At 35.2% G+C, this 17,093-nt stretch carries 11 protein-coding genes and 1 tRNA gene; 9 read left to right on the top strand and 3 right to left on the bottom strand.

Annotated features, from left to right (window positions below):
* Positions 1–22: 22 nt before the first annotated feature.
* On the bottom strand, positions 23–2,974 hold the full coding sequence (locus tag BUB95_RS03720) for a GH92 family glycosyl hydrolase (protein ID WP_073083265.1): 2,952 nt from the start codon (positions 2,972–2,974) through the stop codon (positions 23–25).
* 86 nt (positions 2,975–3,060) lie between these two features.
* Here BUB95_RS03720 and BUB95_RS03715 point away from each other — a divergent pair, with 86 nt between their 5' ends.
* The 6 genes from BUB95_RS03715 to BUB95_RS03690 all read left to right on the top strand — a co-directional run bounded on the left by BUB95_RS03715 (position 3,061) and on the right by BUB95_RS03690 (position 10,798).
* Positions 3,061–5,340: a beta-N-acetylhexosaminidase gene (locus tag BUB95_RS03715; RefSeq protein ID WP_234969237.1), complete on the top strand. Its 2,280-nt coding sequence runs from the start codon at positions 3,061–3,063 to the stop codon at positions 5,338–5,340.
* Position 5,341: 1 nt separating this feature from the next.
* Positions 5,342–6,031, top strand: coding sequence for a copper homeostasis protein CutC (locus tag BUB95_RS03710; protein WP_073083258.1), 690 nt, complete (start codon positions 5,342–5,344; stop codon positions 6,029–6,031).
* A complete protein-coding gene (locus BUB95_RS03705; RefSeq protein WP_073083254.1) occupies positions 6,021–8,495 on the top strand; it encodes a beta-mannosidase in 2,475 nt (824 codons plus the stop codon). Before BUB95_RS03710 ends, BUB95_RS03705 begins: the two co-directional genes overlap by 11 nt.
* 37 nt (positions 8,496–8,532) lie before the next feature.
* Positions 8,533–9,777: a metallophosphoesterase gene (locus BUB95_RS03700; RefSeq protein ID WP_073083252.1), complete on the top strand. Its 1,245-nt coding sequence runs from the start codon at positions 8,533–8,535 to the stop codon at positions 9,775–9,777.
* Positions 9,778–9,915: 138 nt separating this feature from the next.
* Positions 9,916–10,212: a thioredoxin family protein gene (locus tag BUB95_RS03695; protein ID WP_073083249.1), complete on the top strand. Its 297-nt coding sequence runs from the start codon at positions 9,916–9,918 to the stop codon at positions 10,210–10,212.
* Positions 10,213–10,246: 34 nt separating this feature from the next.
* Complete coding sequence (locus BUB95_RS03690; protein WP_143185559.1) at positions 10,247–10,798, top strand: hypothetical protein; 552 nt, start codon at positions 10,247–10,249, stop codon at positions 10,796–10,798.
* 8 nt (positions 10,799–10,806) lie between these two features.
* Here the strand turns inward: BUB95_RS03690 and BUB95_RS03685 are convergent, their stop codons facing one another.
* A complete protein-coding gene (locus BUB95_RS03685) occupies positions 10,807–11,481 on the bottom strand; it encodes a polysaccharide deacetylase family protein (RefSeq protein ID WP_073083242.1) in 675 nt (224 codons plus the stop codon).
* Positions 11,482–14,916, bottom strand: a complete 3,435-nt coding sequence (locus tag BUB95_RS03680) for a glycosyltransferase family 117 protein (RefSeq protein ID WP_073083239.1) — start codon at positions 14,914–14,916, stop codon at positions 11,482–11,484.
* 154 nt (positions 14,917–15,070) lie between these two features.
* Here BUB95_RS03680 and BUB95_RS03675 point away from each other — a divergent pair.
* From BUB95_RS03675 to nusA, 3 genes are all read left to right on the top strand, one after another.
* Positions 15,071–15,143: transfer RNA gene (locus tag BUB95_RS03675), tRNA-Gln, on the top strand.
* 207 nt (positions 15,144–15,350) lie between these two features.
* Positions 15,351–15,815 carry a ribosome assembly cofactor RimP gene (gene rimP / locus BUB95_RS03670; protein ID WP_073083236.1) on the top strand — a complete coding sequence of 155 codons (465 nt, stop codon included), beginning with the start codon at positions 15,351–15,353 and terminating at the stop codon, positions 15,813–15,815.
* Between the two features lie 11 nt (positions 15,816–15,826).
* Positions 15,827–17,059: a transcription termination factor NusA gene (gene nusA, locus BUB95_RS03665; RefSeq protein ID WP_073083233.1), complete on the top strand. Its 1,233-nt coding sequence runs from the start codon at positions 15,827–15,829 to the stop codon at positions 17,057–17,059.
* Positions 17,060–17,093 lie beyond the last annotated feature (34 nt).

The following is a 17,093-nucleotide window of genomic DNA, read 5'->3' as shown; positions in this document are numbered from 1 at the left end:
GCTTACTGCGATTGAAAACTGTCTACTTAATGGATATCTCATCTACGAAAATCCAGCTTTTTCCATTCATTGGGTGACCTATATGCCACTCAGGTAAATCACCTAGTTTTTTGGCGATTAATTTAATATATCTAATTTTCTGATTTGGAGGTTTTTTAAACAAGAACGATTGTATTAAAATTTCATTATTTTTTCTCGAATTGCTAACGTTATAATCACCGAGCGAATAAAAGTTATTTCCGTTTTCTGATATTAGGATATCTACATTAGTAGGTAAGAAAATCCAAGCACCTTGATCCTGCAGAAAATTTACTGAAATTTCTGTAATATCTCTATCTAACCCCAAATCTACAACAGCAACCAAATCTTGGTCATGATAACCTTGCCAACTTCCTGTTCTGTAATTTTTAGTGCTTCTGATACCATCGATTAAAGCGTCATTCCCACCTGCGGAATATTGATTAGCATAATTAGATTCTAATTTGATACTTAAATTCGGGTCAATCTTAAAGAAAGGTGTCTCTAAAACAGGACTTTTTAATTCGCCTTTTTCAGAATATAATTTCACTTTCGTATCGGTTGTTATTTTGAAAGGTTTTGAATATTCTTGAAACGCTTCATCATTCAACGCATAAAAGATTTTCGCATCTTTTTCAGAGGTGTTTAAAACCACTTCGGTTTCACCTCTAAAGGTAATATCACCTTTTTCAATATATGGCGAAGGCAAAATAATGTGCTCAGCAATTTCGGTTTTTGGTTCGGTACCTTCGGCTGTTCCCCAATCGGTTGGAGAAGAAGTCATATTGAATTCCAACGTGCCACCTTCAACAACATCTGAATGTTTGATGAATGTTTTGTCTAAAGCTTTACCATTCAGACTCACACTTTCAATGTAAATGTTGGTATCACTTAAATTATTTGCGATAATATTAAATTTCTTTCCATTTTCAAGATTAATCGTCGCTTTATCAAATAACGGTGTACCAATCACATACTCATTACTTCCTGGTGTTACCGAATAAAATCCCATAGAACTCAAAACATACCAAGCACTCATTTGGCCGCAATCTTCGTTACCCGAAATACCATCTGGGTCGTTTTTGTAAAGCTCCGTTAAAATTTGATGTACTTTCTCCTGTGTTTTATGCGGTTTATTAACAAAATTGTATAAGTACGCCATATGGTGGCTAGGCTCGTTACCATGGGCGTATTGCCCAATAAGTCCTGTTATATCCGATTGGTCACGACCTGTAAACTCTGTTTTTGCAGAAAATAAGTCGTCTAGTTTTGCTTCAAGTTGTTCTTTTCCACCCAATAAGTTTATAAATCCAGAAACATCTTGCGGTACATAAAAACTGTATTGCCATGAGTTGGCTTCTGTGTAATTAAAATTTACCTCGTAAGGGTCAAAAGGCGCGAACCACGTGTTTCTAAAACGACCACGCATAAATTTGGTTTCTGGGTCAAAAACGTTTTTATAATATTGGGCACGTTGAATATAGGTTTTATAATCCTCGGTCTTGCCCATATCTTTTGCCATTTGCGCAATCGTCCAATCGTCGTAAGCGTATTCTAAGGTTTTGGATACCGATTCGCTTTCTTCATCAACAGGAATAAATCCGTATGTCTTATAAGCCTCAAGTCCAAATTTATCTCTTGTGGCAGAATGTTTCATGGCTTCAAAAGCTTTTTCAGTATCGTAATCACGAATACCTTTTAAATACGCATCTGCAACAACTGGTACGGCATGATAGCCAATCATACAATCGGTATAATTACCAGCCAAATCCCACATGGGCATAATACCACCTTCATCATATTTTGCCAAAAATGTATTGATAAAATGGTTGGTGCGGTCTTGCTCGATAATGGTATAGAGTGGATGTGCCGCACGATAGGTATCCCAAAGTGAAAATACCGTGTAGTAATCAAAATCTGCTTGATGAATTTCTAAATCCATCCCACGATAACGACCATCGACATCTTGATAGCGGTTTGGTGCTAGCATGGTATGATACAATGCGGAGTAGAAGTTGGTTTTTTTATCTAAATCATCACCTTCAACTACAATTTTTTCGAGTTGTTTTTCCCAATAGTTTTGAACTTCGATTTTAACCGTTTCAAAATCCTTATCGCCAATTTCGGCTACCATGTTTTGTTTAGCGCCTTGGATATCTACAGCAGAAATTCCGACTTTAATAAAAACAGGTTCGTTATTAGGATTATCGAATTTTATAACTGCTTTTTTACTGCTGAATTTGTAGTTTTTTGAAATGGGATTACCCTCATCATCATCATATACAATGCTTTCCATAGGGTGCGAAAACGTCATGTAATAAAACAAGCGTTGGTCTTTTGCCCAAGCTTCGGAATGCCGTAACCCTTGAATGGTTTTGTCGTCTATTTTCTGAATTTTATAGTCTAATAATTTATCACGATGCGCTAAATCTAAAACCATATACTGGTTTTCTGCAGAAGGGAATTGGTATTTATGAATTCCACTTCGATTAGAAACTGTAAGTTCAACATCAATTTCTGTAGAATCTAAATGTACTTTGTAATAGCCTGGTTCGGCAAATTCGTTGTCATGCGAAAAATGGGCACGATAGCCAGGTTTCCCATCAGCACCGTTATTGAATTCGACTTTTTTTACAGGTATTAAAAGCACATCGCCATAATCACTAATGCCGGTTCCACTCAAATGGGTATGAGAAAAGCCATAAATATATTCATCTGAGTAGTGGTAGCCAGAGCAACCATCCCAACCTTCTAGCCGTGTATCCGGACCTAATTGCATCATACCAAAAGGCGCGGATGCACCTGGATAGGTGTGGCCGTGACCACCAGTACCAATAAAGGTGTTAACATAGTTTATTAAAGGTTGGTCTTTTTTTGCAGATGAACTGCTGGAGTCATCTTGGCAACTAAATATTAGCAGAACACTAAGTAAAACGAAAACATATTTAGGTTTCATCAAAAGATTACTAATTTTAATGCACCTAAGATAGTAAAATGCAAATCAAGAAAAAGAGGCTTGTTTTATTTTTGTTCATTATCTGTATGGCTTGTAATGAATCTGAAGTTATAATACAGCAGCCACAACTTATTCCTGCGCCAGAACGTTTAGAAATAAGGCAAGGTAATTTTCTGTTGTCCACTAATACTGAAATTATTGCTGATGATTTTCGGCAAATTGGCGAATTATTAGAATCTTATTTAGAGCCTGTTTTAGCAAATACAGATGGCGTTGAAAATAAAGTATCGTTGATAAAGGATTCATCAATACAAAATCCTGAAGGCTACAGTATTGAAGTAAATTCCAATCATATTGAATTAAAAGCAAGCACTAAAGAAGGTGCGTTTTATGGATTTCAGACGCTGAGGCAGTTATTACCAGCAGCTTTAGAGACGAAAAAACTTAAAGATAGAAGAATAGCGATTCAAGCTTTACGAATAGAGGACCAACCTCAATTTTTATATCGTGGAATGCATTTAGATGTTGCAAGACATATGTACTCGGTAGATTTCATAAAAAAATATATCGATGCGATGGCTATGCTCAAAATGAACACATTTCATTGGCATTTAACGGACGACCAAGGTTGGCGCGTGGAGATTGATAAGTATCCAAAACTGAATCAGATTTCATCTTACAGAGACGAGACATTAATCGGTCATTACAGTGACCAACTGCATCAATTTGATGGCAAGCGTTACGGCGGATTTTACACTAAAGCACAAATCAAAGATATTGTAGCTTACGCTGAAAAGCGAATGATTACTGTAATTCCCGAGATTGAAATGCCTGGTCATAGCCAAGCAGTGATTGCAGCGTATCCAGAATTGGGCTGCGCTTCGATTGAAGGAGAAGCTAAGGTCGCCACAAAATGGGGTGTTTTTGAAAATATTTATTGTACAAAAGATAAAACTTTTAATTTTTTAGAAGATGTATTAGATGAAGTTTTAGAGTTGTTTCCGAGTAAATATATTCATATTGGAGGTGATGAAGCGCCAAAAACAAATTGGAAAACTTGTGATAATTGCCAAGCACGAATCAAGTCAGAAGGCTTAGAAGATGAACATGAACTTCAGAATTATTTTATCACGAGAATGGAGAAATATCTCAATTCTAAAGGCCGACAAATCATAGGTTGGGACGAAATTTTAGAAGGTGGTTTAGCGCCAAATGCTACGGTAATGTCATGGCGAGGCACAAAAGGCGCTGTGGAAGCTGCAAAATCTGGACATAATGTGGTGATGACACCAACATCTCATTGCTATTTTGATTATTACCAAGCCGATACTGAAGACGAGCCGTTAGCCATTGGCGGTTATTTGCCATTGGAAAAAGTATATGCTTTTAATCCAATTCCAGAAGAATTGCCTGTGGAAGAATCCAAGTATGTTTTGGGCGCACAAGGCAATGTATGGACAGAATATATGCCAACCGAAAAACAGGTAGAATACATGGCTTTTCCTAGAATGCTTGCGATGAGTGAAGTTGTTTGGTCAGCTACAGAAAATAAAAACTATGAAGATTTTATAACACGATTAGAGCATTTTCATCAAAGATTGGATGTGTTAGATATTAACTATGCCAATCACTTGTATGAGATTGATGGCGTAATGACTTCTGAAAATGGTAAGTCTTTTTATGAATTAGAAACACTCACAAAAGGAAAAGACATTCGTTATACTTTAGATGGAAGCGAGCCAACTTTAAATTCTGAAGTTTACACATCTCAAATACCTGTTTCAGAAAGTTTAAACATTAAATCTGCCGTTTTTAATTCAGAGAAACAATTAGGTAAAACATTTTCTCAAACTATTAATTACCACAAAGCTGTCGGTGCAAAAATTACCATTGATAAAGAGCCGCACAAAAGCTATCCTGGTAGTGGCCCAGAAGGTTTAATCAATGGTGTTAGTGGCAGTGATACGCGTTATGGTGATAAAGAATGGTTGGGCTTTTGGGGTGATGATATTGAGATTACGATTGACTTAGGTGAGGAAAAAGAAATCAATTCGATTGAGACAAGATGCTACAACGGAAATGGACAGTGGATTTATTTACCTCTTACTATGGAAATTTCTTTAGAAAGCGAATCTAATGACAATGAATTAGATATATCCTTAGAGCCAGAACTTTTACTTTCTTCATTAACTAATAATCCAAATCTTAAAGCTTACAAAAGAGATTATTCTAAAGACAACAAAATATATCAGACCAAAGCAAGATACATAAAAATTAAAGTTGAAAACTATGGTATTATTCCTCAAGGCAAACAAGGTGCTGGCAATAAAGCGTGGACGTTTATTGATGAAATTATAGTTAATTAACATGAAACTAGAAGTCTGCGCCGACTCATACCAATCTGCAAAAAACGCCCAAGATGCAGGGGCACATCGTATTGAATTGTGTCAGGAATTATCCATTGGTGGCATTACGCCTTCTTACGGTTTTATAACGCAAGTAATTAAAAAACTAAATATTAAAACCTTTGTCCTGATTCGGCCACGAAGCGGCAATTTTGTGTATTCTGAAGAGGAATTTCAAGTTATGAAAAATGACATTCAATTGTGTAAAGATTTGGGTTGTCATGGTATCGTTTCTGGAGTTTTAAATTCTGATGGAACGATAGATGTAAAAAGAACAAAAGAATTGGTGGAATTATCTAAACCACTTCCATTTACTTTCCATCGTGCGTTTGATGAGGTAAAAAATCCAATTGAAACTTTAGAGCAATTAATCGATTTAGGCGTTGAACGTGTATTAACATCAGGTCAGAAAAAAACAGCAGAGGAAGGTTTAGATTTGCTTAGGCAATTAAATGAAATTGCTGATAGTAGAATTACAATTTTGGCTGGTAGCGGAATTAATGCTGGCAACGCTTCAAAATTTAAAGCTATCGGATTACAAGAGATTCATGCATCGGCATCAGTAACAATTAATCAAACCGATTCTATGTTTGCCATGCCGCAGACCGTTTCAGATATTACCAACATAAAAGCCATTTTAGATGCGATATAGTTATCTCATTTTTGTGCTACTCATTTTTGGCTGTCAACCCAAAAACGACATTCCAATCATCATTAATTTAAATGAAAATTGGCAGTTTAAAAAAGTGACCGATACGCTTTGGCAATCAGCTACGGTGCCTGGTAATGTATTTTCAGATTTATTAGAAAACAAACAAATTAAAGACCCGTTTATTGGCGACAACGAAAAAGATGTACAATGGATTTCTGAAGCCGATTGGGAATATAAAACCACATTTTTGGTAAGCAAGGAAATACTTCAAAAGAAACATATAGAATTTAATTTTGAAGGCTTAGACACCTACGCTTCTGTATTTCTGAACGATAGTTTAATCCTGAAAACCAACAATGCTTTTCGAAGTTTTGAGGTTGACATAAAAGAGAATTTAAAAGCTGAAAACGAATTGCGAATTCTGTTTGAAAACACTTCAAAATATGAAGAAATAGAAAAAGCAAAACTCGCTTATCAACTTCCTGAAGGCAATCGTATTTTCACACGTAAAGCACAATTTCAATACGGTTGGGATTGGGGCCCAAAATTAAATACCTCAGGGATTTGGCGACCGATAAAGTTAGTGGCTTGGAATGATTTTAAGATTACAGACGTTTACATTAAAACCAATAAAATTACAGACTCAGTTTCGGATTTAACCTTGCAATTAAATCAGACGAATTACTTTAATGAGAATCTTAATTATGAAATTTTAGTAAATGACAGTCTTATTAAAAAGGCAGCGCTTCCAGAATATCAGCCTTATGACATTTCTTTCAAAATCAAAAATCCAAAACTTTGGTGGCCACATAACCTCGGCGAGCCTTATATGTACGATATAAAAGTCGTGGTAAAAAATGGCAATAAAGTTTTAGACAGCATTTCTACCAAATATGGTATACGAAATATCAAATTGGTGACTGAAAAAGACAGTATTGGTGAGAGTTTTTACTTTAAAGTTAATGGTGTTCCTGTTTACGCTAAAGGTGCCAATTATATTCCGCAACATAGTTTTCAAAATCAAGTAACCGATACACGTTATGAGAAATTGTTAGATAACGTTGTCAATGCCAACATGAATATGCTCAGGGTTTGGGGCGGCGGCATTTACGAGAACGATATCTTTTACGATTTATGTGACGAAAAAGGTATTTTGGTTTGGCAAGATTTTATGTTTGCCTGTGCCATGTATCCAGGTGTTGAAGCCTTTTTAGAGAATGTAAAATACGAAGCAGAAGACAATGTGAAACGTTTACAAAATCACGCGTCAATTGCATTATGGTGTGGCAATAATGAAAATTCTGAAGGTTGGCATCGATGGGGTTGGCAAGCGAATAGAAGTGATGAAGAAAAAGAGGAAATATGGAGCAATTATCTTAAAGTATTTGATTCTATTTTGCCAAATACTGTTGCTCAATATACAGATACCGATTATTGGGAAAGCTCACCCAAATATGGTCGTGGAAACCCTAAATACAAAACTGAAGGTGATGCTCACGATTGGTGGATTTGGCATGATGCCTATCCGTTTGAGCATCTTGAGGAAAACGTACCGCGTTTTATGAGCGAATTTGGGTTTCAATCGTTTCCAAGCCATGAAACAATTAAATACATTAACCAAAATGATAGTATAGGAATTTCTTCAGAAGGTTTCAAAAATCATCAGAAACATACTAGAGGTTTTCAGTTGATAGATGAATATATGAAGAGAGATTTCCCAGTCCCCGATAATGGCGAGGATTATGTATATATGAGTCAATTATTACAAGCTTACGGAATGAGAATAGGTTTTGAGGCACAACGTCGTGCACGACCTTACAATATGGGTTCATTGTATTGGCAACTAAATGATTGTTGGCCATCTGTGTCCTGGTCGAGCATTGACTATTTTGGTAATTGGAAAGCCTTACATTACGAAGTAAAGCGAAGTTTTAAAGATGTTTTAGTATCTTCTAAAGTTGAAGATAAATTTCTGAAAACGTGGATTATTAATGATAATTTAGAAGCGATTTCAGATGTGTTATCACTTAAAATAATCGATTTTGAGGGTAAGGTTAAATGGGAGAATACACAGATGAGAACTGTTGAAGCTAATACAAGTCAGCTAATATTTAAACAAAATCTAGAAGGCATAGATTTTGAAGAGAATAAAGCTGTTTTGGTTGCTATATTCAATAGTCAAACGTCATATTTCTTTTTTGTTAAGCCAAAAGATTTAAAATTGAATGTAGGAGACATTAAAACCAAAATCTTTGAGACTATAGATGGTTTTAATATAGACTTATATAGTGAAACGTTTCAAAAAGATGTGTTTTTATTCGCTGATGCTAAAGGCTACTTCTCTGATAACTTCTTCAATATGCTACCAAATAAAACGTATACAATTCATTTTAAAACAGAGTCTAAATCTCTTGACGAACTGAAACTAAAAAGCTTTAACAGTTTTGTAAGAGAAACGCTGTAAGGCTATTTGTAAATTTGATTTTTTTAAAAAATTAAACATGCGCTGGTTTATTTTTATCATTATTGTAGCTGTTGCAGATTATTATGCATTTCAGTCTTTACGAACAATTACCAAAAGTAACTGGTGGTATATTTTGTATTGGGTGTTTACAGTAGCGGTTATTGGAAACTTTGTCTATCAGTTTTATGGATTTAGCAGAAGTGACGGTTTTTCGCACACCAACGCTTATGCTGTAGGTTTTTTAATCGCTTTGGTAGTGCCTAAATTAGTATTAATTGCGGTAATGTTTACTGAGGATGTATTTAGAGTGCCGCAAGGCATTTACAGCTATTTTATGCAAGGCAGTGATAATGGAGACAGCGTAAAGCATTTTCCAGCACGAAGAAAATTCATTAGCCAAATTGCTTTGGGTCTAGCGGCAATACCTTTTACATCTATTCTTTATGGTATGTATAAAGGTAAATACAACTTTAAAGTATTAAAGTACACGCTTCATTTTGATGATCTACCTAAAGCTTTTGATGGTTATAAACTCACGCAGATTAGTGATATACATTCAGGAAGTTTTGATAATATCGATAAAGTGAAATATGCTGTAGATTTAATTAATGAGCAGCAAAGTGATGTTATTTTATTTACAGGAGATATTGTAAACAATAAAGCTACAGAGCTTGAACCGTATGTTCCTATTTTTAATAAGCTAAAGGCAAAAGATGGGTTGTATTCTGTTTTAGGAAACCATGATTATGGCGATTATGTTCGTTGGAATTCTGAAGACGATAAAAAACAAAACTTAGAAAATTTAAAAAGCCTCCAAAAACAAATAGGTTTCGATTTACTATTGAATGAGAGCCGTTTTATTGAAAAAAACGGAGAACGTATTGCATTAGTTGGTGTTGAAAATTGGGGAAAAGGTGGTTTTAAAAAAGCGGGTGATCTTAAAAAAGCATCGGAACAAATAAATAAAAACGATTTTAAAGTTTTACTAAGCCACGACCCAAGCCATTGGGATGCTCAGGTGGTTAATGACGATTATCATTATCATGTTACATTAAGCGGACATACACACGGTATGCAATTTGGTATAGAGATTCCAGGTTGGTTTAAGTGGAGTCCTGTAAAGTGGCGTTATAAGCGTTGGGCCGGTATTTACGAGGAGTTGGGGCAGTACATTAATGTTAATCGCGGATTTGGTTATTTAGCCTTTCCTGGACGCGTGGGGATTTGGCCCGAAATCACAGTAATAGAGCTTAAAAAAGGTAGCCAAAAAGCAAACGCATAAGTTCTGTATTTAGCTTTTAATAAAGTTGTATATTTATAAAAGCATCTAACTGAAAGTTATACGCATACTCATTTAAAGTAAATTATAAAAAAAATGCTTAAGTTTGAATTAAATATATCTGACTAAAACAGTAACGATATGTCAAAATTTGGGGAGCTTATAGATGTAGACAAACCAGTTCTACTAGACTTCTTCACAGAGTGGAACGAGCAATCTACCGCAATGCATCCTGTACTTCGAGATGTAGCTGCAGCTCTAGGCGATAAAGCTCGCGTTATTAAAATAGATGTTGATAAAAACCAAGAATTAGCCGAGGCACTACGTGTTAAAGGCTTACCAACACTTATTATTTACAAAAATGGCGAAATGAAATGGCGCCATAGTGGTGAGCAAGATGCCAATACGTTAATTGGTATTATTCAGGAGTATGTTTAAAGCTATTTTTAGATTTAAAATATTACTCTTTGTGATGTTTTTTATACAAGTGCTTAGTTGTAAATCTTACAAATTACCTAATGATTACCCAGAAGATTATGAAGATAGAATTCCTGCTTATGAAGGTAAAAACATCTATAAAGATTTAAAAGCGAATGTTAAGAGACTTCAAGGTAACTTATCAAAAAAAGAGATGATTGATTTATATCAATCTTTAGAGCCTTACAGTAAATCAAAGCTGAATCTTGACCAAGGAGTATTAATTAGTTTCAAACAAAAAGGAGATTTATGCTATGATTACGGATACGAAAATTTCATAGCTATTACTAACAATATCAAAAGACTTTCAAATGAAATTTCTGAAAGGTACAACTTGAGAGATTTTTTTGTTTATACCGAAAATGCTTACAATAAGAGTATTTATCAAAGCAGAAGTTATTATTTTTTGGATACGGGTTTTTTTAAAGAAAAATTATTTAAATCGAATACTACTTGTAACGCCTATTTTGCTTTAAAGCCTTCTGGTGAATATATCACGATTTATGGATTGGATGCTATGAGCTACTTGAAAGATTTCATGGAATAATGAATCAGTCAGTTATTATTTGGAATTAACTTAAAATCAAAACCTCTTTCACTATAATATTCTAAAATCTTAGGTAAGACTGCTTTCAAATTCCGTGAAGCTTTTACGCTATCATGCATTACAATAATACTTCCATTTTTAGTGGAGTTAATTATATTATTTAAGCATTCTTGTTCAGATACTTTTGCATCCCAGTCAAAAGACAGAACGTCCCACATAACTATGCTATAACCCAAGTTTTGAAGTTGTTTGGCCTGCTTGGTTTTAAACTTTCCATAGGGTGGACGAAACAGTTTTGATTTTTCTTCTTCCGTCACACTAAGCGCAGTTGAAGTGCTTTGTTTCGATATGACCGCTTCACATTTAAAAACATTTTGAATGTAATACCTCGTTTTGTGTTTCCAACCTTTAGGGTGGTTGTAAGTATGATTACCAACAGAATGTCCTTCGGCTATAATAGATTCAAAAATATCAGGATGCTTTTCAATATTAGCGCCGATACAAAAGAAAGTGGCTTTGGCATTGTACTGTTTTAACGTGTCCAACACCCAAGGTGTAATCTCTGGTGTTGGTCCATCATCAAAAGTGAGATATAATTCCTGCTGATTGGTGTCTATATTCCAAATAAAACTGGGGAATAAAGATTTTACAAATCCCGGTGTTTTCGCAGGAATGAGTTTCATTTAATTAGTACTATCGCCTTCGGCTGGAGCTACTTTTTTAATGGTGTCATTCACCGTTTCGCCATCTTTTAGGATATCACTGATATCTGCTTCTGGCTCTTCGGAAAGGTCATCATCACCCATAAGACGTGAAAACAAACCTAAGTATTCATTAAATTTCTTAGTTTGCTCAAGAGCAAAATCTCTTTCGTCGTAAGCCACTAATGCATCCACCAATGAACGATACTTTTGAATATCTGTAAAAATTTCTTCAATGATATCTTGTTGCGTTTCTATATCTTGAGAGCTGTGCCAAACCAAATTTTCTTGATATTTAGCCGCAACATCGAGATAGAGTTTTCTTGCCTTTTCAGTGTTTCCAACTTCAAAATACGTAGAGATATATGGCTCTAGAAGGGTGTAGTAACCAAAATCATCTACTGGCATTTTCTCCATAGCCAAATCCGCAAGTTCTTCGGCCTTATCTAATTGCTTTTCATCTAAGAGGGCTTCAATACCACGTGCAATATTTCCGCGATAGGTAATACCGTTTTTACGTGTTTCAACATCATGATAGATATCTTCTCCGCTACCGCCCCAATCCCAGTCTTTAACGAGGTCGTACATTAATTCTGGATCTACACGTCCCATGTCAAATGGGTTAGCTTTATCTACAGGCGTTTTAATAGGCACTAATTTGTAGCAAAGTCCATCTAGCTGTAGGTAGTCTTTCATCCAAATGTAATCTTCGTCTGCAAAGGCACCACCACTAAAATAGATAGGGCGTTCCCAATTATTATTTGCTATAATATCTAGCATTAATAATCGGTTCTTGTAAACTGCGCTTCCAGATATTTTTATATCTAGGTACGGTTCAATTTTGTCAGCATCTTTAGGCTTTACAATTCCGTTTTTAAGCACAGTTGCTTTATCCACAGGAATTCTAATATTCTTTGTAGGATAGTAATTAGAGTTTAAGAAATAAGTTGGATATCCTGCAGGGTTTTCGCCTTGAGACCTCACTAAATGGCGAAGTTTTGTAGAAGGTTTATCACTGCTTACAAAATCCATAAACTGTTTAATATCTAATGTGTCCTTGGCTATTTTGTCACTGATTTCTCGATAGAATGTATAATCTCTAGTTCCATCTCGATATTGTTTATGTGTTAATTGAGAAGGAATAGGGTCACTTGTATACGCCTTACGTTTCATTTGGTCTATATACCATGCTGTTTGGAATAAACTTGTATTCACCACACGAACATCTCGGCGGACACCTTCAATCTCTTGTAAGTACCATAATGGGAACGAATCATTATCACCAATGGTAAATAATATGGCATTAGGTGCACAGGATTCTAAATACGTTCTGGCCATAGAATTGGCAGTGTATTTTCCTGAGCGGTCATGGTCATCCCAATTATTAGCTGCAAGAACACCTGGAACTGCAATTAAACAAACCAAAGTTATTGCTGTGACAGGAGCAATACTCTTTTTAGCTTGTTTGGTTAATAAGTCATAGAGCGCATAGACGCCGAAGCCAATCCAAATGGCAAATACATAAAACGAACCTACAACAGAGTAATCTCGCTCTCGAGGCTCAAAAGGTCTAATATTGGTATAAAACTGAATAGCTAAACCTGTGAGTAAAAAGAAAACTAATAAAACCCAAAAGCGTTTTTTGTCTACACTTAATAAAAAGAAGAAACCAATTAGCCCTAAAATTAGAGGTAAGAAGTAATACGTGTTTCTGCCTTTATTATTCTTAACGTCACTTGGTAAATTCTCTTGTGATAAACCAGTATGCCATTTGTCTATAAAATTGATTCCAGAAATCCAGTTACCATTAAAGTCATCATACTTTCCTTGGATATCGTTTTGACGTCCAGTGAAATTCCACATAAAATAGCGCCAGTACATGTAACCAAATTGATATTGAAACATGTACATGACGTTATCTAACATCGATGGCTTCTCGACTTCAAACCATGACTGTGCGTTCTCTTTAAGAAAGTTGTGGTAATCTTCGTAATCTACTTTTCCTTGAGCAACAGCTTGCCTAAACTGACTCACCATTTGGTTAATCTGTTGCATTTGGTAACTGGCTCTTACGCTTGCTTCTTCTTCAGGATAACCACCTTCGAGATAGCTTTCGTAAATATCAGTACCAAGGGTTGGCTTAACTTTAAAGTCAATCATTCCCGTAAACATCATGTAGTTTTCGGCATGTTCTGTACTCCACATTCGGGGCAGTAGAGATGCGTGTTCAGAATTGTAGTTTTGTTTGGCGTTTTTCCAGTCATTAATAATAACGTATTCGCCTTTTTCAAAGTCTTTTTCGTAGTTCTTTTTATCGTCAACAAAAGGTTGGTCTTTGTCTTGACCAGAGTATAATTCGGTAAACTGAGGACCATAAAACAAATGCGTTTCTGGATATTGCTCTAGGTTATAATAAGCTAAAAGTTCTCTAGCATCAGATGGGTCATTCTCATTAATAATTACATGAGCATTTGCTCTTATTGGGAGCATCATCCAAGAGGAGAATCCAATAAAGATAAATAATAAACAAAGTGTTAGCGTATTTGCATGGATATGACCTTTTTTGCGTGTGTAATTAAGACCGTAATAAAAAGCAGCAATAACAATTAAGCCTGCTATAATGGTTCCAGAATGAAAAGGTAAACCAAAAGTATTCACAATATTTACTTCCATCCAACCAAAGAAACGAAGTGTGTTTGGTAATAATAATTTAAAGATGAAGAGTAATATGGCAGCAGAAACCACATTAGCTAGAATGAAATTCTGTACTGTTATGGTCTTGTAATTTTTAAAATAATAGATAAGTCCAATTGCAGGGATAGTCAATAGTCCCATAAAGTGTACACCAAAAGACAGACCAATAACAAAAGCAATGAGGATTAACCAACGGTTTCCTCGAGGGGTATTCATCTCAGCTTCCCAGCGTAAAGCCAAGTAGAAAAGTACAGCCATAATTAAGGTAGCCATGGCGTAAACTTCAGTTTCTACAGCATTAAACCAAAACGAGTCAGTAAATGTAAAAGCTAAACTCCCTACTAAAGCACTTCCAAGAATAGCAAAAGCTTTAGCTTTTGGGTCTTTTTCAGGATTGTATTTTACCATCTTACGAAGTAAAATAGTAACAGTCCAGAACATAAAAAGTATAGTAAAAGCACTAGATACGGCGCTCATCATATTTAAAAGTGCTCCAATTTGCGAAGGCTCCAAAGCAAAAATAGAGAAAAAAGCACCTAACATCTGAAATAAAGGTGCTCCTGGAGGATGTCCAACTTGTAATTTAGATGACGTTAAAATGTATTCTCCAGCGTCCCAGAAACTAACGGTTGGTTCAATAGTTAAGGCATAAGTGATTGCAGCTACAGCAAACACAAACCATCCTAAAATTGTGTTCCACTTTTTAAAGTTGAAATTGGTCATAAAAACTAACACTTTTTGATGCTGGCGAATTTACTAATAAATACAACACAGCCTAATGCTTTTAAGCAAACGTTAAGTATTCCTAATTATTTTTTCACTTTTTTTTTGCCCAAGTAAAACTTTGTTATAAATTTGCATCCTCATTTTGAGATGATGGCCTATGGTGTAACTGGCAACACGTCTGGTTTTGGTCCAGAAGAGTCTAGGTTCGAGCCCTAGTAGGCCAACATAAATTTAAAATCCTTGTTCTTTGTCGAATGAGGATTTTTTGTTTTTTCGATTTTAATATCAAAAGAGTTAAAGTATAGTTCCCAAAAATTCAGAATAATAGCATTAAAACACCTTGCAAAAATCAATATATATCGTATATTTGCACCACTGTTAAAGGAAATGAAGAATATGAGGGGACGAAAAGTCCCCTCTTTTTATACCATATGTTAAAAAATAAAGCAGAAGAATTACTACAAAACGCCTTAGAAGAGCGGCAAGACTTATTTCTTATAAGTCTAACGATTGGCACTGATAATGCTATAAAAGTAGTAATCGATGGAGATAATGGTGTCTTGGTAGAAGATTGCATGTTTATAAGCAGAGCCATTGAACATAATTTAGATAGAGAAGAAGAAGATTTTTCTTTAGAAGTGCTTTCTGCAGGAGCAGCATCGCCACTAACATTACCAAGACAGTATAAAAAGAATATTGGTCGTACTCTAGAGGTGAGAACCAATGACGATAAAAAAACCGAAGGTAAACTGGAAGCAGCTGATGAAAATTCCATTCAACTAAAATGGAAAGCTCGTGAGCCAAAGCCAGTAGGAAAGGGAAAAGTAACCGTAACTAAAGAAGCTACGATTGCTTTAGACGATATAAAAGAAGCAAAAGTTATAATAAAATTTTAAGTCCTGTTAATATGGAAAATTTAGCGTTAATTGAATCATTTTCAGATTTTAAAGATGATAAATTAATAGATAGAGTTACGCTAATGGCGATTCTAGAAGATGTATTGCGTAATGCATTGAAAAAGAAGTATGGAGATGATGATAACTTCGATATTATTATAAATCCAGATAAAGGAGATTTAGAAATTTGGAGAAACAGAATTGTTGTTGCAGATGGTGAAGTAGAAGACCCAAATCAAGAAATTGAATTATCTGAAGCTCAAAAAATAGAACCAGATTTCGAAGTTGGTGAAGATGTAGCGGAAGAAGTAAAGCTTTTTGAATTAGGAAGACGTTCTATTTTAGCATTAAAGCAAAATTTAATATCTAAAATTCACGAGCACGATAACACGAATATTTACAAGCAGTTTAAAGAACTTGAAGGAGAGATTTATTCGGCTGAGGTTCACCATATCCGTCACAGAGCAATTATCTTATTAGATGATGATGGTAACGAGATTATCTTGCCAAAAGACAAGCAAATTCCATCAGACTTTTTCCGCAAAGGAGAAAACGTACGAGGTGTTATAGAAAGTGTAGAGCTTAAAGGAAGTAAGCCAGCGATTATTATGTCTAGAACATCGCCATTATTCCTTGAAAAGTTATTCGAGCAAGAAATACCAGAAGTTTTTGATGGTTTAATTACCGTTAAGAACGTCGTTCGTATTCCTGGAGAAAAAGCAAAAGTTGCTGTAGATTCTTATGATGATAGAATTGACCCAGTAGGTGCTTGTGTAGGTATGAAGGGTTCTAGAATTCACGGTATAGTTCGTGAGTTGGGTAACGAGAATATCGATGTCATTAACTACACAAACAATTTACAGCTATTTATAACGCGTGCATTAAGCCCAGCAAGAGTAACTTCATTAAAAATAGATGAAGAAAACAAGCGAGCTGAGGTATTGTTAAAGCCAGAAGAAGTATCAAAAGCTATCGGTCGTGGCGGTCACAATATTAGATTAGCAGGTAAATTAACAGGTTACGAAATTGATGTATTTAGAGAAGGCGCAGAAGAAGATGTAGAATTAAGTGAGTTCTCTGATGAAATAGAAGGATGGATTATCGAAGAATTTAGCAAGGCTGGACTAGATACTGCAAAGAGTATCTTAGAGCAAGATGTTAATGACCTTGTTAAGCGTACAGATTTAGAAGAAGAAACAATATCAGAAGTTATTCGAATTTTAAAAGAAGAATTCGAAGACTAAACCACCAATTTTTGCAAATCAATTGGTAAACTAT

Source organism: Winogradskyella jejuensis (genome assembly GCF_900129745.1).
Classification (GTDB): Bacteria; Bacteroidota; Bacteroidia; order Flavobacteriales; family Flavobacteriaceae; genus Winogradskyella; species Winogradskyella jejuensis.
Note: the sequence above shows the minus strand (reverse complement) of the source record. Positions and strands in the feature narration are given on the sequence as shown.

Bases quoted from the DNA above. Each gene is read 5' to 3' on its own strand.
- BUB95_RS03720 (WP_073083265.1), bottom strand. From the start codon at position 2,974: ATGAAACCTAAATATGTTTTCGTTTTACTTAGTGTTCTGCTAATATTT.
- BUB95_RS03715 (WP_234969237.1), top strand. From the start codon at position 3,061: ATGGCTTGTAATGAATCTGAAGTTATAATACAGCAGCCACAACTTATT.
- BUB95_RS03710 (WP_073083258.1), top strand. From the start codon at position 5,342: ATGAAACTAGAAGTCTGCGCCGACTCATACCAATCTGCAAAAAACGCC.
- BUB95_RS03705 (WP_073083254.1), top strand. From the start codon at position 6,021: ATGCGATATAGTTATCTCATTTTTGTGCTACTCATTTTTGGCTGTCAA.
- BUB95_RS03700 (WP_073083252.1), top strand. From the start codon at position 8,533: ATGCGCTGGTTTATTTTTATCATTATTGTAGCTGTTGCAGATTATTAT.
- BUB95_RS03695 (WP_073083249.1), top strand. From the start codon at position 9,916: ATGTCAAAATTTGGGGAGCTTATAGATGTAGACAAACCAGTTCTACTA.
- BUB95_RS03690 (WP_143185559.1), top strand. From the start codon at position 10,247: ATGTTTTTTATACAAGTGCTTAGTTGTAAATCTTACAAATTACCTAAT.
- BUB95_RS03685 (WP_073083242.1), bottom strand. From the start codon at position 11,481: ATGAAACTCATTCCTGCGAAAACACCGGGATTTGTAAAATCTTTATTC.
- BUB95_RS03680 (WP_073083239.1), bottom strand. From the start codon at position 14,916: ATGACCAATTTCAACTTTAAAAAGTGGAACACAATTTTAGGATGGTTT.
- rimP (WP_073083236.1), top strand. From the start codon at position 15,351: ATGTTAAAAAATAAAGCAGAAGAATTACTACAAAACGCCTTAGAAGAG.
- nusA (WP_073083233.1), top strand. From the start codon at position 15,827: ATGGAAAATTTAGCGTTAATTGAATCATTTTCAGATTTTAAAGATGAT.